Here is an 18,924-nt window from a genome sequence, read left to right on the forward strand (position 1 = left end):
AAAAACTAGTTCAGTAATTAGACTTATTGTTTCTTGCAATGACTGAATAAAATGGATCACTCTCAGATGAGTAAAAGCCAAAAAGCTTTTTATCTTGAGTTTTTTCATTTAATATTTTTTCAATCCTCCACCCATTTGATGTGAGGACACTAGTTACATATTCAATTCTTTTTTCCTCTGACGAATATGTCCAGATGTTTGGAGCTTTGGTCCAGAATGCTCGATTAGTGAAGGAGATTATCAATACTGAATCTGATTTTATAACCCTTGATAGTTCTAATGAAACTTTTTCAGGATATTGAAGATATTGCCAGCCAGCAACGATTAATCCAACATCAATAGAAGAATCTTCAATTGGCATATTTTGCTTCTTATTTAAATTTTGGACGAAGAACCAATCAAGTCTTTCATTAGAACTTAACTCGGCTTGATTCATTCCATGACCAATAACTTTTTTATATTTAATATTTGTTGGTAAATGGGATACCCAACTACTCATTAAATCTAAAATTATATGATGTTTGAGTAGATACTCTGAGTATAAATTTGTAAGTCTATTTCTGAATGAGTCGCTAAGGTGATGAACAAATCTTGGCTGTTGATAAAAGATTTCATCATCTGAAATATCACTTTTACTCCTATCGTCAGTCGAAAGTTTCATTTAGATCAAAATATTTCGTTAATAATAGTAGAGTTTTAATGTATTGGTGAGTAAAAAATAAGGAAACAGATAGTATATCTATATAAAGCCAATTTAAAGAATATTATTTAGTTTATATTAAGGTTATTCATTTATAATTTGAGAAGACTTAGGGGGTTCATTTAGATCAAATTTATTATTAGTAGGGATCAAGAGCATAAGGGAACTTGTGGATAAAAATAAAACGAATGCATAAAATAAATTAAATCTTTTGTTTGATTTATAAACAAAAGATTTAATATATTTCTTGCTAAAAGGTTTGTCTAAGGGGATATTCCAACATAGGTTAAATCTGGAATCAAATCTTAAGAGATCTAAACATTGAGTAAGATCTGACAATTCAGAATCATCTAAAATAATTTCGAGAGGCTTTACATCATTCTTTGTACTATTGAGAAGTAATTTATGATTACTGCCAAATGGAGATATGGTCACAATACTTTTTTTAGATATAAATGTTTCTCGAATACCAGAGATATACGATCGTGAATATTGAAGAATTACTTGCATCAAATCTTCAAGATGTTCCTTTTCACCCTCTAATGTAGGAGAGTCAATTATTTTCAATGTCCATGACGATAAGATACCAATAGTATTCTCTGAGTCTCCATTTGACACATCTGGCATACCATTAAGTTCAAGAGATGAAGAGTTTTGAACAAATTTATAAGATAAATTAATCATTTATATAAACCTAGGATTGATTATATAAAGAAGCTTTTAGTCTATAAGCACCACCTTTTCCACATGATAAAGAAAGAATGACTAATAACTCTCTAAAAAATTCATGTTTATCATCATTTAATAAGTAGTTTATATAACTACGATCCACATTCATCCTCTCAGTTATAAGTGACTTAAGACGTGAACTAAATAAAAACCATCTCTTTTTATTAAGTGTCTCAGATTCTTTTGAGGAAAGTAATTGCCTAATAAGAGGATAAAGGTTTTTTGCCATGGAAGAAACAAGTTCAACAAGAGAATCGATCTGCTCCGATGAGAGTGATGTAAAGGTGTAACTTTTTCTCAAAGGGTTAGAACATCTAATTTTCCAGAATTGAACCCTATTAGTGAAATCATCTGATAAACCAATATTTTTAGCCTCCAAAAAGACGGAATCCGTTGCATTGATTTGAAGCGTTTCGATAACTAAAATCAAAAAATCAAGTTTTCTTGATGCATCCATAGCAATAACACAATTTGAATAATCACTTTCACCACAGGTTTTAAAATTTTTTGATTCATTAATCAATTCTTTACTATTCGTACAAACTAAATTAGATGACTTCATAAACTCAATAATGACAGGAGTTTGCTCATTTGCTAGCTTTAATGTTGGTTTTATAAAATCGCACACCTCCAATAATTATATTGAATGGATCACCTAAAAAAATACATTACAAAAATAAATGATTTCCCGAAAAAGGGAATCGTCTTCAAAGACTTAAACCCAATATATAAAGAGCCCAAGATATGGAATGAATTAATGCTTCCACTTCAGAAGCTGATATCTACTAAAAAACCTGATTATATTGCTGGCATAGAATCAAGAGGGTTTATTTCTGCATCTGCACTAGCATTTAAGCTTGAGATAGGTTTTATTACTATAAGAAAACCTAATAAACTACCTGGAGAAGTAATAGGTACTAATTATAAGCTTGAGTATGGAGAAGACAGATTAGAAATCCAGCAAAACCTAATTGAAAAAAATAGTAAGATACTTTTATTCGATGATTTACTAGCCACAGGGGGCACAGCAGGAGCAGCTGGTAAGTTGATCAAAAAAGCAGGTGGTAATTTAATTGGTTATGCTTTTATTGTTGAGTTAACTGAACTTAAAGGAAGAGCAAACTTAGATTCAAATTTATTTATAGAAACTCTAATAAAGTATTAATTATTACTTAGCCACAAAAGTATAATTTTTAATTGAGACAAGGTAATTAAACCATAGCTCCACATTACTACAGGAAGTGGGGAATTTTCCAAATAGGATCTTTTTATTCCTAGTTCAAGCGCACCTTGACTTATACCTAATTTATCAATAATGAAATTACACAATTCATCAGAAGGAGGATCAATAGCAGAACTAGTATTTATCATTTATATTTAACGCAAATTATAATCCATTAGTCATTAAATTGAGAATGAATTTCCTAAATAAAGATGAATTTTTCATAATAAAGAATACAAGTAATCTAGGTAAATAGAAGATAGCAATATTACTTCGAGAATATCTTACTAAACTATCAGTTAGAAAAGATATCGATAATACATCAAGTAATCTAGAAATAGAATATATTAATGGAATAAAGGAATGATTATTCCTTAATAAGGGGATGGAGGATATTTTTGCTAAACTATCAACATCTCGCCAACATAGATTTAGACCTTGTCCACCAACAGGGTGAATTTTGTGTGCTGTTTCACCCAGATAAATATATTTACCCGAAAAGAAAGAGTAATTTAGACAAAAATTAATTGGGAAGGATTTAGGTTCATCAATTATAGTGTCAGGTTCAATACCGTAAGGAAGAATTGTTGATAAATAATCTAAAAATAGTGATTTAGACAAATTCATATTATGAGTACCTTTTACTATTGATTGACTACAGATTATTTGAAATAAATCTCCTCCTAAAGGTAATACAGCAAATGGTCCCTCACTATTTAATATTTCAAATGCTTCATTAGATTTAAGCCCTCTAAGAAGAACTTTGGCAGTAATACACATCTGATCATATTTATAAATAAACGATGGGGTTTTAAGCTTTTTTTTAGTATTAGAGCTTGATCCATCAGCAGCAACAATTAGATCATAATTATTGGTATTAGGAATAACAGAAGTGGGAATCTTATTGATATTTTCTATATTAGAAATAAAATTTAAAATAGATAACATGATAAATTCATGTTCAGCAATCCAACCTACTGCCAAATATTTTTGGTCTGAAATACTTAAATCATTAACGAGAAATTGAAACTTTTTATTTAATTCATAATCGATTACATTCAAATATTGAAATGGTACTAAATTTTTTGATAAATGTGACCAGATGCCAAGTTTTTCTAATATTTTTCTAGAGGAATGTGTAATAGCATATGTTCGATCTCTATTCACAAGTTCTTCGTCTGATAGTCTCTCATATAGATCAACTCTACAGCCGGCTTTTGCTAATGAAATTGCTGCCAATGATCCAGTTAATCCAGAACCAATAATTGCTATATTCATAAATACTATTATATCATTTTTTACATTAAAGATTTAGCTTGAAATTCTCATATTAACAAATTCTTCAAATGCAGGACGAAGAAGAAAAGGATAAGAACCTACCCATAAATTTATTTCTGGACACCAAGCATCACTTATCGCTTGAATCGTATCAAAATCTCTTCTATTGCTAAAAACCACACAGTTAATTCTCATGCCTTTTGTAAGTATATTAAACTTTTTTTGTAGTGGAAAACTTATATTACCTATAAATCCATCTTCATCTTCTATATCCAGAATAACGAATGTTCTCTTTTTCTCTAACACCTCTAATCTTCCATCTTGATTAGCTTGCTCCTGTTTATTTTCCACCCTGTCTTCTACATAAACATCAGAAATATAGCCATCAACTAATGCTGAAAAAGTAAAACTTTTAAACTTTGAATTCTTTCTACTAGCTTCAAGTATGGGGCCCCACAAAATATATAAAAGAAAAATAACACCTAATACCAACCATAGAGAATAGAACTGACTTGTTACTTGACTTTGACTAATTAGTAACGTAATAACGCCTCCAATGGCAGAAATCATAATCCGCTGAAAGATCTTCTGAGGATTACCTAAAGCAGAATTGAATTGTTTCCCTGTCGCAACAGCAGGAATCAATTTATCAATCTCATTTTGCTTAATAGGAAATAACATTTGTATTAAAAACTATAAAATTTTCTCTAGTCCGTAAACCAATTTATTGAATGATCTAATTTTTTTGACAACTAATAGAACGCCAGGCATGTAGGCAGATCGATCAATAGTGTTATGAGATAACTGATATGTCTCTCCATTTGAGCCAAACATGACTTGTTGATGAGCAACAATTCCAGGCAACCTTACGGAATGGAGTCTCAAACCACTAGAACGAGAACCGCCTCGAGAGCCTTTAATTGATTCTTCTTCCTCTACAAAAGATCTATTGAAGGTTGAACGTTGCTCCTCAATCAGTTCGGCGGTTTTGATACACGTACCACTTGGGGCGTCAGCCTTTTTGTTGTGATGCATTTCAGTCAATTCTGCGAACTCATAAAAACGAGCTGCTGCTGCTGCTGCTTGCTGTAGCAAAACCATACCTACTGAGAAATTTGGAATAATAGCTGTACCAAGAGAAGCTTTGTCTGCAAATTTATAAAGATCATCTAACTGATCTGCCGTTATTCCAGTGGTACCAATCACAGGATGGACACCATAGGCGATTGATGTACGGGTGTGTTTATAAGCAAATTTTGGATGAGTAAAATCAACTAAAACAGCGCCATTATTTGAACCATCTTTAGGGACGTTCTGACTTGCAGCACACAAAGAGCCTTCGAAATCACTAGAAAGAAATACATCTAGTTCACCTAAACCTAGCAATGATCCTATGTCTTGACCTTCTTTACCCTTCTGGTTATCAATTGCGCCAACAAGTTGATAATCCTTTGATGAATTAATTGCCTTGATAACTTCAGATCCCATTCGACCCAAAGCCCCTGCTACTAAAACGGGTATTGATTGATAAGCAGAACTCATTAAATTTCTTTTTGCATTATTATATTCCGTATTTCTTGTAACAGGCATTAACTAAATAACACACTAAAGGCCCACTGAACACTAGGCTTGGTCGAATTACCTAAGAAGAAAAGATGTTTACACAGGTTCGCTCAGCAAATCGCAGAGTTTCACCTGTCGAGAATCACAAGCATAAAGCTGTGATGAAGGCTGTTTATGTAGTCCTTGAGCCTCAATATCAAAATGCTCTTACTCAGGCTGCTAACTCATTAAATTCGCAAAATGGTCCTATTGGAATTGAACTTAATGGATATTTAATTGAAGAACTTAGAGATACAAACAATTATGAAAGCTTTAAAAAAGATATAGAAAATGCTGATTTATTCGTAGCTTCATTGATTTTCATTGAAGATCTGGCGCAAAAAGTTGTTGAAGCAGTTGAACCTCATAAAGACAGTCTTAAAGCGGCAGTGGTATTTCCATCAATGCCTGAAGTAATGCGATTGAATAAATTGGGAACTTTTTCTATGGCGCAGCTAGGCCAAAGTAAAAGCATCATTGGCGATTTTATGAAGAAGAGGAAAGAAGCGGGCGGTGCTGGATTTCAAGATTCAATGTTGAAGCTTTTAAATACCCTACCCTCAATTCTTAAGTATCTGCCCGTAGACAAAGCACAAGACGCTCGTAGTTTTATGCTTAGTTTTCAATATTGGTTAGGAGGAACTCCAGATAATCTGCGAAATTTCTTACTAATGCTGGGAGACAAATATGTATTTCCAGAACTAAATGTAGAAGAAGAAAAAATTGAAGTTGCAGAGCCAGAAGTTTTCCCTGATTTAGGAATTTGGCATCCTTTAGCTCCAAATATGTTTGAGGATAAAAAAGAATATTTAAATTGGACAGCTTCCAGGGATGATCTAACAACTAATGCTAAAAACGGTCCTGTAATCGGACTTGTACTTCAAAGAAGTCACATTGTTACTGGAGACGATGCACACTACGTCGCAGTTATACAAGAATTGGAATATAGAGGAGCAACAGTAATCCCTGTTTTTTGTGGTGGATTAGATTTTTCCAAGCCAGTAAATGAATTTTATTACGATCCTATAAATCCTGAAAAACCCATTGTAGATGGCGTTGTTTCACTTACAGGTTTTGCACTTGTTGGAGGTCCTGCGAGGCAAGATCACCCAAAAGCTGTCGAGGCTTTAAAAAAGCTCAATCGACCTTACATGGTTGCTCTTCCACTCGTTTTTCAAACAACTCAAGAATGGGAAGGAAGTGACCTAGGACTTCATCCAGTTCAAGTTGCACTTCAAATTGCAATTCCTGAATTAGATGGTGCTATTGAGCCAATAGTTTTATCTGGTCGAGATGATGCAACTGGGAAAGCTCATACACTTCAAGATAGAGTTGATGCAATAGCTGAAAGAGCTATTAGATGGTCATCACTAAGAATTAAAAAACGTGACCAGAAGAAATTAGCTATTACGGTATTTAGTTTCCCACCAGATAAAGGAAATGTTGGAACAGCTGCTTACTTAGACGTCTTTGGCTCTATTTATAGAGTTTTAGAAGAGATGAAGCAAAAGGGTTATGACATAAAAGATCTACCTAAGAATCCAAAAGAACTAATGGAGACATTAATAAATGATCCAGAGGCTTTACAAGGTTCTCCTGAACTATCTATAGCGCATCGAATGAGTGTAAAAGAATATGAGCAATTAACTCCTTATTCTGAAAGACTAGAAGAGAACTGGGGAAAGCCACCTGGAAATTTAAATAGTGATGGCCAAAATCTTCTTATATATGGAAAAGAATTTGGAAATGTATTTGTAGGCGTGCAACCAACTTTTGGATATGAAGGTGATCCTATGAGATTGCTTTATTCTAGAAGTGCCAGTCCTCATCATGGTTTTGCCGCTTATTACACTTATTTAGAAAAAGTTTGGAAGGCAGACGCAGTTCTACATTTTGGAACCCACGGATCGCTTGAATTCATGCCAGGGAAACAAATGGGTATGAGTGAGACATGTTATCCAGATTCATTGATTGGAGGTTTGCCTAATCTTTATTACTACGCAGCAAATAATCCCTCGGAAGCAACTATCGCAAAAAGAAGAGGATACGCATCAACAATTAGTTATTTAACGCCCCCTGCTGAAAATGCTGGACTATATAAAGGTTTAAAAGAACTTGGAGAATTAGTTGGTTCTTATCAACAATTAAGAGAAAGTGGAAGAGGAATTCAAATTGTTAACGCAATAGTTGAAACAGCAAAAAAATGTAATCTTGATGAAGATGTAAAACTACCTGAAAAAGATGCTTCCGAATTAGAAATAGATGAAAGAGATTTGGTAGTAGGAAATGTTTATAAACAATTAATGGAAATAGAAAGTCGATTATTACCTTGCGGCTTACACACAATTGGTAAACCAGCTACTGCTGAGGAAGCAATTGCAACCTTGGTTAGTATCGCATCTATAGAAAGAGAAGATGATGGAATCAGATCTTTGCCTGGTTTATTAGCTGAATCAAAAGGAAAAACTATTGAGGAAGTCTATGAAGGTAATAACAAGGGAAAATTAGAAGATGTCGAACTTAATAAATTAATTACAGAAACATCAAGAGAAGCTGTTGGCTCAATGGTTAGATCTCTAACAGGAAGAGATGGGAGAGTAAATATGAAGAAGAATATCTGGACACTAATTGTTGAGTTCTTAAGAGGAATTGGTTTCTCAATCCCATCTCCATGGCAAGCATCGGCTAAGAAAGCAGGTTTTGAAAATGTAAATGCAGCTGCACTAGATAAGGTCTTTGACTATTTGAGATTTTGCTTAGAGCAAATATGTGCTGATAAAGAGATGGAGAGCCTTTTAAAAGCTCTAGATGGAGATTATGTGATCCCCGGTCCCGGTGGAGATCCTATTAGGAACCCAGGAGTATTACCAAGTGGCAAAAATATTCATGCATTAGATCCCCAATCGATACCAACCGTTGCTGCTGTGGCTTCAGCTAAAGGTGTAGTTGACAAGCTTATTGAGAGGCAGAAAGAGGAGCAAGGTACATGGCCAGAGACTATTGCTTGCGTACTTTGGGGTACTGATAACATCAAAACTTATGGTGAATCATTAGCTCAAATCCTTTGGTTTGTTGGAGTAAAGCCAAAACCAGATTCTGTAGGAAGAGTAAACAAATTAGAACTCCTTTCCCTTGAGGAACTAGGAAGACCAAGAATTGATGTAGTCGTTAACTGCTCGGGTGTTTTTAGGGATTTGTTTATTAATCAAATGGCATTAATTGACCAAGCAGTAAAAATGGCTGCAGAAGCAGATGAACCTCTAGATCAAAATTTCGTAAGAAAACATGTGTTAGAGCAGGCAGAAAAAGAGGGTAAAAGTATTAGGGAATCCGCAAGCAGAGTGTTCTCAAATGCAAGTGGAAGTTATAGCTCAAATGTCAATTTGGCTGTAGAGAATTCAACATGGGAAGAAGAAAATGAATTGCAAGAAATGTACCTTTCAAGAAAAACTTTTGCTTTTAATGCAGATAATCCAGGTGAAATGAATCAGAACAGAGACGTTTTTGAATCAGTCATGAAAACTGCTGATGTTACCTTCCAAAATCTTGATTCTTCGGAAATTTCATTGACAGACGTAAGTCATTACTTTGACTCCGATCCAACAAATTTAATTAAGAATCTGAGAGATGATGGTAAAGCGCCTAGTAGTTACATAGCCGACACAACTACAGCAAATGCTCAGGTCAGATCATTAAGTGAAACCATTAGATTAGATTCAAGAACAAAATTACTTAACCCAAAATGGTATGAAGGAATGCTCAAGTCAGGATATGAAGGAGTAAGGGAAGTCTCAAATAGACTAAATTACACATTAGGATGGAGTGCAACTAGTGGGCAAGTTGATAATTTTGTATATGAAGAGTCAAATGAAACTTTTATAAATGATCCAGAGATGAGGAAAAGATTAATGGAATTAAATCCTCATAGTTTTAGAAGAATAGTTGGTACATTATTAGAAGTTAATGGGAGAGGATATTGGGAAACATCTGAGGAAAATATTGAACAATTAAAAGAACTTTATCAAGAAGTAGAAGATAGAATCGAAGGAGTTAATACAGAAGATTAAGAATATTTTAAATAATTGACTTAGTCATTATTACAACTTGAGAAATCTCTTTAATATCATGAACTCTTAGAATATCAACACCAGAACTCACACATCTAGATGCTACGGCAGCCATCCCAAAGATTCTTTTATTTGGGTCAGTTTCATTAATAACTGAACCAATAAATCTTTTTCTTGAAGCACCTATCAATACTGGATAATTCATAGAAACAAATTCTTCTAAATTTCTCAGCAAAGTTAAGTTTTGATCGACATTCTTTGCAAATCCTATTCCAGGATCAATAATAATTTGCTCGTCTTTAATGCCTTTGGATAGCGCTAAATCAATTTGATTGGATAATTCATTTTTTACATCTTTTACAACATTTGTATATACAGCTAAAGAATCCATTGTCTTACTATTTCCACGACTATGAGTCAAAACATAAGGAGAACCATTATTAGCGATAACATTATAGATTTCAGGATCATGTCGACCACCACTAACATCATTAACCAAATCGGCACCAATATTTAATACTTTCTCTGCAACAGAATGATGAAAGGTGTCTACAGAAATTGGAATCTGTGGATGTAATAACTTTAGTTCTTTTATTAATGGAACTAATCTTTTAATCTCAGTTTCAGGACCTACCTCAGATGCGCCAGGTCGTGTGCTCTGTGCTCCAATATCTAGAATATGTGCTCCTTGATTAATACATAATGATGCATGATTAATTGCAGCGGGTAAGTCTATGTAAAGTCCTCCATCACTAAAAGAATCTTCAGTGATGTTTACTATTGCCATTAATTGGATTTCTTGTTTCCAATGCTTAGGCGGGAAATTATTAGATTTTTTCGTAGTTAGCAATTCTGGCAAAATTTGTAGGATCTAGAGAGGCTCCACCTACTAGTACTCCATCAATATCTGACATAGACATTATTTCATCAATATTATTTGATTTTACTGATCCACCATATTGAATAATCACGTCTTCGTAACCAATCCACTTACGAATAAGTCCACAAATTCGATTAGCCTCATTGGCTTCACAAGTTTTACCAGTTCCAATAGCCCAGATTGGTTCATAAGCAACTATTAGTCTTTTTACCTCAATTCCTTCAAGACCTTGTTCAATTTGTCTTCGTATAACCCTTTCTGCTTCACCCATTTCTCTTTGTTGAAAAGTTTCTCCAACACAAACAATTGGAATTAACTGATGATCCTGAGCGGATTTTGCTCTTTTATTAATTTGTTCATCACTTTCACTGAAATATTTACGAGGTTCACTGTGTCCAACGATTGCACACTTAACCGAAAGCTCATTAAGCATAATGGGAGAAACTTCGGCCGTATAGGCCCCACTATCCTCCCAATGAACATTTTGGCTAGATAAGGTTAGATATTCACTTGTGTCCCTCATAAACTCAGACAGAGGGTATAGAGCTGTAAATGGTGGTGCAATAACAACTTCCCTATCTTTTTTCGGAATATCTTTCAGTAGTGGAATTAATACACGCATGTACTCAATCGCTTCGGTACACGTCATGTTCATCTTCCAATTCCCTGCAATGACCGGTTTACGCACGCTAGCTCCTCATTTTTCGCTTCTTGCCAACTTACGGCCTAGAGGATCAGAATTTGGAACAATGTATGTTTCATTTGCAAAAGAAATTTGATCTCCATCAATTAATTTCCTACCTCTTCTTTTTTCCACCATGCCATTTACTGATATTTTTCCTGAATTAATAATCATTTTGGCTTCACCTCCAGTCTGAACGATACCCATAAATTTTAAAAATTGATCTAATTTCATTTACGTGCTTTTAAATTAAACATTGATAGTTTGATGGAATGAAACAAAAAAACAAAATAAATTTTATTTACCTGATAGGGAAACTAAAGGGACATTTGCCAACATTGCTTTTGGGTGGGATAAGCATGTTTATATACGTAATTTGTTGGCCAATACTTGCATGGTTATCAGGCAAGTTAATACCTGCTATTGGTCAAGGCAATACAAAACAAGTATTGATTGTCATTTTACAAGCCTTAATTATTTTTATCATTCAAAAAACAGCACAATATCTTCAAGATAGTCTTTTAGCAAAACCAGCATTAGCCATAAGCCAAGACCTACGAACAACACTATTTAGAAAACTTCAAAGAACTAATATTCTTTTTATCGAAAAGCTTTCATCTGGTGATATTGCATACAGACTTACAGAGGATGTTGATCGAGTTGGGGAGGTTATATATAAATCCATTCAAGATACAACACCATCGATATTTCAATTATTAGCAGTATTTGGTTATATGATATTTATTGATTGGAATTTATCACTTGCAACGATCATATTAGCGCCATTAATTGCTTTGTTAGTAAGTGATTTTGGTGGGAGAGTATTAAAAGCATCTGAACAAAGTCAAGACAAAATCAGTTCATTAGCAGGTTTGCTATCAGAGGCAGTTCAAGGTCTACCCATGGTTAAAGCATTTGCTGTAGAGGCATGGCTTCAAGATCATTTTGAAAAACAAGTTAAATTACACAAAGAGGCTAAATATAAGATGCTTAGGCTTGTAGCCCTTCAGCATCCAATAGTCGGATTAATAGAAATAATAGGTATTTTAGGAATCCTCACAATTGGAACTTATAGAATACAAACAGGAGGTATGTCTAACGAGGAATTTGGCAGTTATTTTACAGCCTTAATAATGTTAATTGATCCAATAAGCCATATTACTACAAACTATAACGAATTAAAGCAAGGACAAGCTTCACTAAGAAGATTAAATGAAATAACAACTAAACCATTAGAAATATCTAGTTCAGATAGAAGTATTACTCCTGATAGGATAGCTGGTAAGTTATCATTTAAGGATGTATTTTTCTCATATAATGATGATAAAGAGGTTATAAAAAAAATTAATTTAGATATAGATAATGGAAAAATAACCGCATTAGTTGGACCTTCAGGAGCTGGAAAAAGTACAATCTTTTCATTAATTTTAAAATTCATAGAGCCATCTAATGGATCAATATTTATTGATAATTATAATTTGAATAGAGTAAATACTAATCACTTAAGAAGATTAATAGGTATAGTTCCACAAAAAACATTTATATTTTCAGGGACCATATCAGAAGCAATAAGATTTGGAAGGCCAGCCACTAAAGCGAACATAGTTAATGCAGCAAGAATTGCAAATGCTCATGATTTTATTGAAGAATTACCAGACGGCTATGAAACGTTTATAGAAGAAAGGGGTAGCAATCTTTCTGGAGGTCAGTTACAGAGAATATCAATAGCAAGAGCTTTACTAGGAGATCCAACAATTTTATTGCTAGATGAAGCAACTAGTGCCCTAGATGCTGAATCGGAAGAATCTGTTCAGAAGGGTCTTCAACAAGCAATGCACAATCGAACTGTCTTGGTAATCGCTCACAGATTATCAACAATACAAAAGGCAGACAAAATAGCTGTGATTGAAAAAGGCGAAGTACTTGAAGTAGGTAGCCATAAAGAATTGATTAATAGGCAAGGAAGATATAAGGATTTTTGCGATAAACAATTTATCAAGAGCAATTAAAATAGAATTAATGCTATATTAAAGATATTATTCCTAATTAAATGTCAAATACTCTATCAAACGAAAACGAAGCTATTTTAACATTTGAGGATAAAAAATATAACATTAAGAGCTTACCCAAAGAAGTACAAGAACTTATTAAAGGTATGCAAGTTGCAGACGCTCAATTAAGGATGCACGAAGACACACTAAAAGTTCTAGCAGTGGGGCGACAGCATTTAATTATGCAACTAAAATCAAAACTGGAAACAATAAATCCAATAAACTAATTAATTAAACATATAATTAAAGAAAACTATCATGGCCTATAAAAATAATAAATAGTAAATTTACTTATAAATTTATAACGTTAAATAATTTGTTGCGCTAAACGCATTAGAGCTATGACATGAGAGAATCTAAAGAAAAAATAAAGAGATGGGAACCAAAGGCTATTGGCTTAAACAGGCCAAAATAGAAAGCACAGCTCAATTCATAGAATACGTAAAAACCGTAGTTCCATGGCTTAGGTCAGTTGGTGGAACGATCATTGCTAAAGATGTAAACCAAAACTCAGATTTAAACGAATGGGATGGCGGACAATTAGGAGTAATTGTTGAATTTGAATCTAAGGCCGCAGCTCAACAAGCCTTTAATTCATCTGAATTTCAAGAATACATAAAATATAGTGGAATTGAAAATCAGTTATCGCTATCAATAATCGGATAGCTTAACTATCAATATGAAAAAATAACTAGAAGAGATTTATTATGATAAGAGATTCATCAACTCTTCAAAAAGGTCAACTATTAAGAGTTGAAATAAACGAAGTTAAAGATCGACTACCTCTAAATATACTAGAAGATATTAGAAAGGAACCTATTGTCGAATTAGTTGGCTATAAAATGGTAGATGGAAATGAATTTGGACTAGTGGTTAAACTAAATAATGGTGCGATAAATTGGTTTTTCGAAAAGGAATTGTCTGAGATAATGTAATTAATACCTAGGAAGAGTATATTTAATATAACTAAAAGATACATATTAAGATAACAAATGATTAATAACGTATATTGACATTAACTAATTTAAAAGATTATGCCTTACAACCAAATCACAGTGGTAATTGGTGGACTTATGCATATTCCTGTAATTATACTAGTTCTAAGATTTATTGAGAATAGATTTAATAATAGAAACTGGACTGACGAAGAACTTAATTATAATAAAATAGTCTGATAATATATTAACAAGGAAATATTTATAATTAGCTTAATTAATCATAGGTAATATTATAAGGAATGAAAACTATTATAATTACAGGACCATCTGGCTCAGGCAAGTCTTATTTAAGTAAAAAAATTGCTAAATTATTTAGCAATTCAATAGTAATAAAAACAGATTCATATTATAAAGATAATATATTCATCAGATTATTATCAATATTACAATATGATATATATGATAGGCCTATTAGTTTCAAGAAAAATGAAATAAAGAAGACTATTAGATCTTTACATAATAAAAAAAGATTAATATCATTTTATAAATATGACTTCAAAAGAAAATATTCATCAAAATCAGAAGAAAGCATTGACTATGATGGTGAAAATCAATTCCTAATATTAGAAGGGATATTTTCTCATAGGTTAGATTTAAACTATAACGAGACTATAAATATTGTATGTGAAGAGGAAAAAGCCATTTGTTTTAAAAGAAGACTAATAAGAGATCAACTAGAAAGAGGAAGAGATAGTAGAGAAGTAATTAAAAAATTCAATAAGTCATGGTATTTATATTATGAGAATGTACAAAACTATCTGAATAACTTTGAGGTATTGTCAATAAATCCATTAGATAGGATTTCATATGATCAATTAGTTTTATATTTACAAAAACAAAAAACTAACTAATTTAAAAAAATAATTAATTTATTTAGATTAGTTAGTTTATTGCATCTTAAAATTTATAGTTCCTACTTTTTCACCTCTGGCGCATTCATACCATCGTAGTCAGGACCAACCATAAGTCCTACAATTGCAAACAAAGCAATTGACGCAACTCCAACTAAAACTGCTGTTGGGGCAGGAGTACTAGTAAGACCAGTAAATAATAAATTACCCATAAAAGAGGAATAAAGCTAGTTATAAATAGCAGAAAAAAGGAATCAATATATTTATAAGTAACTAGTTTTGAACTAAAAATCTAGAAACAGACGTTTTGATACACATATATGAAAGAATTGTTTAAATGCTTGAAAATATTCTATACAAATTTAACTATTAATCGTACACGTAATATTTAAAGCATATGTCTGGAAGGAATCAATTGATTAAGATAGGATTATTTTAAAACATAAAAAAATGGGTAAACATGGAAAACATATCAACCCACTTAATTTAACTAGATAGCCTATTTATTAGATGTATTTGGATCATTGAAACCATCGTAATTAGGACCAACTACGACAGCCATAATTCCAAATAGAGCCATAAAAGCGATGCCTACGATTGGAGCAGTAGGAGCTGGTGTACTTAGTAGTCCAGCGAAAGTTAAAGGAAGCATGTTCTTTAGTAAGACCCAATATAAATACCAGCCATTAGGGAATATGACCATTGATATTTTAATTTGTAACATTTAAATCTAGCTTAAGTAAGCTATGACTGGGTTTATAAAGAGAATCATGAAGAAATCTCACTGAAACTCAAATCCATGAAAGATAGCCATGCTGCTGTTTATAGAACATATTGATTGATTCAAAAATAAAAAATATAAAAGATGAAAAATATAATTTAATATCCAATGAACTTCAATCAAAATATAAGAAAAGAAGTAAATTTGCTAATATAAAAAAATAAAAGAAATTAAAAGTGTCGAAGTGATTTCTAACCTACGTCCAATAACACCCGTTGATGAATTTGAACAAGCCTGTATACAAGCAAATTTAAATAATAAAGAACAAATGATTATTGACCACATTAGATATGTTGGTGTATTTACTCAACCGTCACTCACTAAAGATCTTAAATTAGATTCGAAGCCACCAATATTATCTGTGCTATGTGAAATTTGCAGAAAAATAGGTAACCATATGCCAGAACACTTTAGTAGTGTTAGAGACTGGTCTAAACAAATAAATGAGCATAAGGTTAAATGGGACGGAGACCTAATCTGTTCACTGGCATGGAATAAAGACGGAGAGCGATTATCACCAGAGAATGGGACGTGTTTGTACCATACATTTGCTGTACACAAAGAATTATTTCAAGGTCTGGATTAAATTACTTACATATAGAAATGGTTATCCCTGACTAAGGTACTCAAACAAGACATTATTAAAACCTAACTCTTCGGCTGAATATTCAAGCATCAAATTATCAGATTCTATTTGAGAACGGAAGTTTCTAATTTCATCGCTTTCTTCTCCTGTTGGTGGAATGCCGTCGACAACATCAAAGATAATGTTTTGTCGATCGATTTCTGGAAGAACTTCATTTGCCATAATGATCAAATTTAGTACCAATTAATACATAGCCAATATCTTGCAACTGTAAAAGCAAATAAAACATACCTTTACGAAAATGCTAGGTTCTGAAAATGACGACAGCAAAGATTTTTAAAAATTAGACCAAGTTTTATTTGACTAACATTTTTACAGAGAAAAACACAACAATTTTACATAAATTCACCTATGATTTAACTTCGTAGAATATCTGGTATTTGAGCGTGATTGAGCAAGTAGAAATTTTGGAGTCAGATGTAGAGAAAAAGCCTGTTGTGGCAGTAACTATGGCTACAGGCAGACAAGGTATGGGAGTGGTTAAAGAATTAAACCAAACAGATAAATACCTAATACGCGCTATCACAAGAAATATAAAAAGTACAAAGGCTATAGAACTAGGAAATCTAAACAATGTTGAACTAGTTGAAGGAGATTTAATGGATCCTGAGAGCCTTAAAAAAGCTTTTGAAGGTGTTGATGTAATCTTTGGCAATACTACACCTACCAAAGGTTGGAAATTATTTAGAGGAAGTATTGTCAGATCTTATGAAATGGAACAAGGCTATAACCTTATAAATCAAGTCAAAACTGCCTACACTAAAGGGCATCTAAATCATTTTATATTTAGCTCAATCAGTAAAGCAAAAGACCCACTAAAAAATGATCCGGCCCCCGGTCATTTTACGAGTAAATGGGACATTGAAGAATATATAAAAAAATCAGGTCTTAGAAAAATTACTACTGTCTTAAGACCAGTAAGCTACTTTGAAAACTTTGAAAACAAATTACCTGGCTATACAATTTCAAAGAAAATTTTCCCAGGAATAGTTGGCAAGAAATTTAAGTGGCAAACAATCGCAGTACAGGATATAGGTAAATGGGTAAGAGGTGTTTTATCTAAACCAGAGAAATATAAAAATCAATCTATCAATATTGCCGGAGAAGAGCTAACAGGACTTGAAATGGCGATGACTCTTCAAAGAATAGTTTCTTCAGAAGGAATAAAAACAAATTATGTGATGATCCCGAGATTAGCAATTAAGTTATTAGAATATGACATTGGCGTTATGGCAGATTGGATTGAAAGATCTGGTTATGGAGCTGATATGAATAAACTTAAAACGCTTCAGAAAGAGTTAAATATTGTTCCTACATCTCTTAAAGACTGGCTTATTGCAAAACTTGAAAATCAAGATAATAAACAATATTCATGGGCAAGGCAGTGGAAATCGTCTCAATGGAAACTTCAATGGGATAAGTAATAAAGAGTATATAATTCGCAAATTGTAATTTTATAAACCATTCACCTCAATTGATTTTGCAATTGACCTTAGCAATTCAACGATCTCACTGTCACTACAACTTGTATCAACCTTAAGCTCTACACATAAATCTCTAATCGATACATTAGTAGACCACCAAATACCTGATGTTTCTGTATCGTCAAAACTGAATTTGGACATTAGATTATATCCAAGTACAAGCTAAGAAAATTCTTGAGGATCAGTAGATGAATTATCTAAAGTTTTCAATTCATCAGGCACTTCCATATCTAAACCTTCTAATAAACTTTTTAAAAGGATTTTATTATTAATATCATTTTTGCCCGATCTGAAATGTAGAAATAAGTAAAAAAGAGAACCAAAACCAAATATAAGAAAAAAGGAATATAAATATGTATTGTTGATCATTCAGATAAATAATTACAATTTTATATTCATACAAAATCGAATAAAAATCAATAAAAGTTAAAAAAAAAAAATATCAAAATGCTAGAACAAACACAATCAGAGCTTATAAAAAAGCATTTAATAAGTATTTATGACTAAAAGGAGTCGTCGTTTTGACATGCATCTCATTTTCGAGAGAAGCTATGGGAATAGAAAAATCAAGTAAATTCTCAAAATCAAAAGTAAGTAAAATTTATTATTTAATAAGAACATATTTAATACTTTACATTTACAATTGAAATAAATTTCAAATAAGAGCTTAATATAATTCTAAATAATTTTTAGATTAATGGTAACGAACATAAGTTATATATTTTTAATCTCAATGCTTTTAATTCTTGGTGGGTGGACTTTTAAAGCATTGATATCTTTAGCTCAAGGGAAACCCATAGAAATTAATCTCAAAAACCCACTTAATTTGAAGGCAAGATGGCCCAAAGAAACTAAAGAGAAGTAACTAATTATCTAAGAACTAAAACATAAAGTTTTCATTGCGTAATAAAGGCTTTTGGTCAATTAGTATTAATACAAAATTCATAAGGTTT

Annotated in this window: 26 protein-coding genes; 11 read left to right on the plus strand and 15 right to left on the minus strand. The window is 32.4% G+C overall.

Features of this window, described 5'->3' with window-relative positions; translation table 11 throughout:
• Nucleotides 1–10: 10 nt before the first annotated feature.
• The 3 genes from EW15_RS04990 to EW15_RS05000 all read right to left on the minus strand — a co-directional run bounded on the left by EW15_RS04990 (nt 11) and on the right by EW15_RS05000 (nt 2,057).
• Nucleotides 11–661 carry a methyltransferase type 11 gene (locus EW15_RS04990; protein WP_038652712.1) on the minus strand — a complete coding sequence of 217 codons (651 nt, stop codon included), beginning with the start codon at nt 659–661 and terminating at the stop codon, nt 11–13.
• Between the two features lie 123 nt (nt 662–784).
• Nucleotides 785–1,384, minus strand: a complete 600-nt coding sequence (locus tag EW15_RS04995) for a DUF4335 domain-containing protein (protein WP_038652716.1) — start codon at nt 1,382–1,384, stop codon at nt 785–787.
• A gap of 10 nt (nt 1,385–1,394) precedes the next feature.
• The gene (locus EW15_RS05000; protein ID WP_038652719.1) at nt 1,395–2,057 is read right to left on the minus strand and encodes a DUF3038 domain-containing protein; all 663 of its coding nucleotides are present in this window, start codon (nt 2,055–2,057) and stop codon (nt 1,395–1,397) included.
• Between the two features lie 18 nt (nt 2,058–2,075).
• On the opposite strand from EW15_RS05000, the gene EW15_RS05005 reads away from it, so the two are divergent.
• On the plus strand, nt 2,076–2,594 hold the full coding sequence (locus EW15_RS05005) for an adenine phosphoribosyltransferase (RefSeq protein WP_038652722.1): 519 nt from the start codon (nt 2,076–2,078) through the stop codon (nt 2,592–2,594).
• On the opposite strand, the gene EW15_RS05010 is transcribed toward EW15_RS05005, so the two are convergent.
• The 4 genes from EW15_RS05010 to dapB are packed head-to-tail and all read right to left on the minus strand — an operon-like array spanning nt 2,591 to nt 5,471.
• Entirely contained in the window at nt 2,591–2,800 is a 210-nt protein-coding gene (locus EW15_RS05010) for a DUF2949 domain-containing protein (protein ID WP_038652726.1), read from the minus strand. The genes EW15_RS05005 and EW15_RS05010 overlap by 4 nt on opposite strands.
• Before the next feature lie 16 nt (nt 2,801–2,816).
• Complete coding sequence (locus EW15_RS05015) at nt 2,817–3,929, minus strand: FAD-dependent monooxygenase (RefSeq protein WP_038652729.1); 1,113 nt, start codon at nt 3,927–3,929, stop codon at nt 2,817–2,819.
• A 33-nt stretch (nt 3,930–3,962) separates the two neighbouring features.
• The gene (locus EW15_RS05020) at nt 3,963–4,610 is read right to left on the minus strand and encodes a hypothetical protein (RefSeq protein ID WP_038652732.1); all 648 of its coding nucleotides are present in this window, start codon (nt 4,608–4,610) and stop codon (nt 3,963–3,965) included.
• 12 nt (nt 4,611–4,622) lie between these two features.
• Entirely contained in the window at nt 4,623–5,471 is an 849-nt protein-coding gene (gene dapB, locus EW15_RS05025) for a 4-hydroxy-tetrahydrodipicolinate reductase (RefSeq protein ID WP_038655197.1), read from the minus strand.
• Nucleotides 5,472–5,584: 113 nt separating this feature from the next.
• Between dapB and EW15_RS05030 the strand changes: the two genes are divergently transcribed.
• Nucleotides 5,585–9,598: a magnesium chelatase subunit H gene (locus EW15_RS05030; protein ID WP_038652735.1), complete on the plus strand. Its 4,014-nt coding sequence runs from the start codon at nt 5,585–5,587 to the stop codon at nt 9,596–9,598.
• Nucleotides 9,599–9,605: 7 nt separating this feature from the next.
• Here the strand turns inward: EW15_RS05030 and folP are convergent, their stop codons facing one another.
• The 3 genes from folP to EW15_RS05045 are packed head-to-tail and all read right to left on the minus strand — an operon-like array spanning nt 9,606 to nt 11,394.
• Nucleotides 9,606–10,457, minus strand: coding sequence for a dihydropteroate synthase (gene folP, locus EW15_RS05035; protein ID WP_225866509.1), 852 nt, complete (start codon nt 10,455–10,457; stop codon nt 9,606–9,608).
• The gene (gene tpiA / locus EW15_RS05040) at nt 10,426–11,166 is read right to left on the minus strand and encodes a triose-phosphate isomerase (protein ID WP_038652738.1); all 741 of its coding nucleotides are present in this window, start codon (nt 11,164–11,166) and stop codon (nt 10,426–10,428) included. Before tpiA ends, folP begins: the two co-directional genes overlap by 32 nt.
• Nucleotides 11,167–11,175: 9 nt before the next feature.
• Entirely contained in the window at nt 11,176–11,394 is a 219-nt protein-coding gene (locus EW15_RS05045; protein WP_038652741.1) for an RNA-binding S4 domain-containing protein, read from the minus strand.
• A gap of 38 nt (nt 11,395–11,432) precedes the next feature.
• Here EW15_RS05045 and EW15_RS05050 point away from each other — a divergent pair, with 38 nt between their 5' ends.
• The 6 genes from EW15_RS05050 to EW15_RS05070 all read left to right on the plus strand — a co-directional run bounded on the left by EW15_RS05050 (nt 11,433) and on the right by EW15_RS05070 (nt 15,060).
• A complete protein-coding gene (locus EW15_RS05050) occupies nt 11,433–13,169 on the plus strand; it encodes an ABC transporter ATP-binding protein (RefSeq protein ID WP_038652743.1) in 1,737 nt (578 codons plus the stop codon).
• Nucleotides 13,170–13,210: 41 nt separating this feature from the next.
• Nucleotides 13,211–13,438 carry a DUF6447 family protein gene (locus tag EW15_RS05055; RefSeq protein ID WP_038652746.1) on the plus strand — a complete coding sequence of 76 codons (228 nt, stop codon included), beginning with the start codon at nt 13,211–13,213 and terminating at the stop codon, nt 13,436–13,438.
• A 148-nt stretch (nt 13,439–13,586) separates the two neighbouring features.
• Entirely contained in the window at nt 13,587–13,877 is a 291-nt protein-coding gene (locus EW15_RS05060) for a DUF1330 domain-containing protein (protein ID WP_011823745.1), read from the plus strand.
• A 41-nt stretch (nt 13,878–13,918) separates the two neighbouring features.
• Nucleotides 13,919–14,146, plus strand: coding sequence for a DUF2862 domain-containing protein (locus EW15_RS05065; protein WP_038652750.1), 228 nt, complete (start codon nt 13,919–13,921; stop codon nt 14,144–14,146).
• A 99-nt stretch (nt 14,147–14,245) separates the two neighbouring features.
• Nucleotides 14,246–14,386: a hypothetical protein gene (locus EW15_RS10805; RefSeq protein WP_156095744.1), complete on the plus strand. Its 141-nt coding sequence runs from the start codon at nt 14,246–14,248 to the stop codon at nt 14,384–14,386.
• 62 nt (nt 14,387–14,448) lie between these two features.
• The gene (locus tag EW15_RS05070; protein WP_038652752.1) at nt 14,449–15,060 is read left to right on the plus strand and encodes a uridine kinase; all 612 of its coding nucleotides are present in this window, start codon (nt 14,449–14,451) and stop codon (nt 15,058–15,060) included.
• A gap of 62 nt (nt 15,061–15,122) precedes the next feature.
• Here EW15_RS05070 and EW15_RS11075 read toward each other — a convergent pair whose 3' ends face one another.
• Nucleotides 15,123–15,272, minus strand: coding sequence for a hypothetical protein (locus EW15_RS11075; RefSeq protein WP_197049627.1), 150 nt, complete (start codon nt 15,270–15,272; stop codon nt 15,123–15,125).
• 287 nt (nt 15,273–15,559) lie between these two features.
• Complete coding sequence (locus EW15_RS05075) at nt 15,560–15,784, minus strand: hypothetical protein (RefSeq protein WP_011823749.1); 225 nt, start codon at nt 15,782–15,784, stop codon at nt 15,560–15,562.
• Nucleotides 15,785–16,025: 241 nt separating this feature from the next.
• Here EW15_RS05075 and EW15_RS05080 point away from each other — a divergent pair, with 241 nt between their 5' ends.
• Complete coding sequence (locus EW15_RS05080; RefSeq protein WP_038652755.1) at nt 16,026–16,427, plus strand: hypothetical protein; 402 nt, start codon at nt 16,026–16,028, stop codon at nt 16,425–16,427.
• 21 nt (nt 16,428–16,448) lie between these two features.
• Here EW15_RS05080 and EW15_RS05085 read toward each other — a convergent pair whose 3' ends face one another.
• On the minus strand, nt 16,449–16,649 hold the full coding sequence (locus EW15_RS05085) for a hypothetical protein (RefSeq protein ID WP_225866510.1): 201 nt from the start codon (nt 16,647–16,649) through the stop codon (nt 16,449–16,451).
• A 224-nt stretch (nt 16,650–16,873) separates the two neighbouring features.
• On the opposite strand from EW15_RS05085, the gene EW15_RS05090 reads away from it, so the two are divergent.
• Nucleotides 16,874–17,911: an NmrA/HSCARG family protein gene (locus EW15_RS05090; protein ID WP_038652761.1), complete on the plus strand. Its 1,038-nt coding sequence runs from the start codon at nt 16,874–16,876 to the stop codon at nt 17,909–17,911.
• Between the two features lie 30 nt (nt 17,912–17,941).
• On the opposite strand, the gene EW15_RS11080 is transcribed toward EW15_RS05090, so the two are convergent.
• Together EW15_RS11080 and EW15_RS05095 are read right to left on the minus strand one after the other, a co-directional pair.
• The gene (locus EW15_RS11080) at nt 17,942–18,112 is read right to left on the minus strand and encodes a hypothetical protein (protein WP_197049628.1); all 171 of its coding nucleotides are present in this window, start codon (nt 18,110–18,112) and stop codon (nt 17,942–17,944) included.
• Between the two features lie 21 nt (nt 18,113–18,133).
• Nucleotides 18,134–18,340, minus strand: coding sequence for a hypothetical protein (locus EW15_RS05095; RefSeq protein ID WP_038652764.1), 207 nt, complete (start codon nt 18,338–18,340; stop codon nt 18,134–18,136).
• Nucleotides 18,341–18,704: 364 nt separating this feature from the next.
• On the opposite strand from EW15_RS05095, the gene EW15_RS11560 reads away from it, so the two are divergent.
• Complete coding sequence (locus EW15_RS11560) at nt 18,705–18,836, plus strand: hypothetical protein (RefSeq protein ID WP_255327202.1); 132 nt, start codon at nt 18,705–18,707, stop codon at nt 18,834–18,836.
• The last annotated feature ends 88 nt before the right edge of the window (nt 18,837–18,924 follow it).

Source organism: Prochlorococcus sp. MIT 0801, from assembly GCF_000757865.1.
GTDB lineage: Bacteria > Cyanobacteriota > Cyanobacteriia > PCC-6307 > Cyanobiaceae > Prochlorococcus_B.

Excerpts from the sequence above, each read along its gene's own strand:
- EW15_RS05085 (WP_225866510.1), bottom strand. The coding sequence starts at position 16,649 with ATGGCAAATGAAGTTCTTCCAGAAATCGATCGACAAAACATTATCTTT.
- EW15_RS05005 (WP_038652722.1), top strand. The coding sequence starts at position 2,076 with ATGGATCACCTAAAAAAATACATTACAAAAATAAATGATTTCCCGAAA.
- EW15_RS05015 (WP_038652729.1), bottom strand. The coding sequence starts at position 3,929 with ATGAATATAGCAATTATTGGTTCTGGATTAACTGGATCATTGGCAGCA.
- EW15_RS05045 (WP_038652741.1), bottom strand. The coding sequence starts at position 11,394 with ATGAAATTAGATCAATTTTTAAAATTTATGGGTATCGTTCAGACTGGA.
- EW15_RS05030 (WP_038652735.1), top strand. The coding sequence starts at position 5,585 with ATGTTTACACAGGTTCGCTCAGCAAATCGCAGAGTTTCACCTGTCGAG.
- EW15_RS11080 (WP_197049628.1), bottom strand. The coding sequence starts at position 18,112 with ATGTCCAAATTCAGTTTTGACGATACAGAAACATCAGGTATTTGGTGG.
- dapB (WP_038655197.1), bottom strand. The coding sequence starts at position 5,471 with ATGAGTTCTGCTTATCAATCAATACCCGTTTTAGTAGCAGGGGCTTTG.
- EW15_RS05010 (WP_038652726.1), bottom strand. The coding sequence starts at position 2,800 with ATGATAAATACTAGTTCTGCTATTGATCCTCCTTCTGATGAATTGTGT.
- EW15_RS05075 (WP_011823749.1), bottom strand. The coding sequence starts at position 15,784 with ATGTTACAAATTAAAATATCAATGGTCATATTCCCTAATGGCTGGTAT.
- EW15_RS10805 (WP_156095744.1), top strand. The coding sequence starts at position 14,246 with ATGCCTTACAACCAAATCACAGTGGTAATTGGTGGACTTATGCATATT.
- EW15_RS05065 (WP_038652750.1), top strand. The coding sequence starts at position 13,919 with ATGATAAGAGATTCATCAACTCTTCAAAAAGGTCAACTATTAAGAGTT.
- EW15_RS05095 (WP_038652764.1), bottom strand. The coding sequence starts at position 18,340 with ATGATCAACAATACATATTTATATTCCTTTTTTCTTATATTTGGTTTT.
- EW15_RS11075 (WP_197049627.1), bottom strand. The coding sequence starts at position 15,272 with ATGGGTAATTTATTATTTACTGGTCTTACTAGTACTCCTGCCCCAACA.
- EW15_RS05055 (WP_038652746.1), top strand. The coding sequence starts at position 13,211 with ATGTCAAATACTCTATCAAACGAAAACGAAGCTATTTTAACATTTGAG.
- EW15_RS04995 (WP_038652716.1), bottom strand. The coding sequence starts at position 1,384 with ATGATTAATTTATCTTATAAATTTGTTCAAAACTCTTCATCTCTTGAA.
- EW15_RS11560 (WP_255327202.1), top strand. The coding sequence starts at position 18,705 with ATGCTTTTAATTCTTGGTGGGTGGACTTTTAAAGCATTGATATCTTTA.
- EW15_RS05050 (WP_038652743.1), top strand. The coding sequence starts at position 11,433 with ATGAAACAAAAAAACAAAATAAATTTTATTTACCTGATAGGGAAACTA.
- EW15_RS05070 (WP_038652752.1), top strand. The coding sequence starts at position 14,449 with ATGAAAACTATTATAATTACAGGACCATCTGGCTCAGGCAAGTCTTAT.
- EW15_RS04990 (WP_038652712.1), bottom strand. The coding sequence starts at position 661 with ATGAAACTTTCGACTGACGATAGGAGTAAAAGTGATATTTCAGATGAT.
- EW15_RS05060 (WP_011823745.1), top strand. The coding sequence starts at position 13,587 with ATGGGAACCAAAGGCTATTGGCTTAAACAGGCCAAAATAGAAAGCACA.
- EW15_RS05020 (WP_038652732.1), bottom strand. The coding sequence starts at position 4,610 with ATGTTATTTCCTATTAAGCAAAATGAGATTGATAAATTGATTCCTGCT.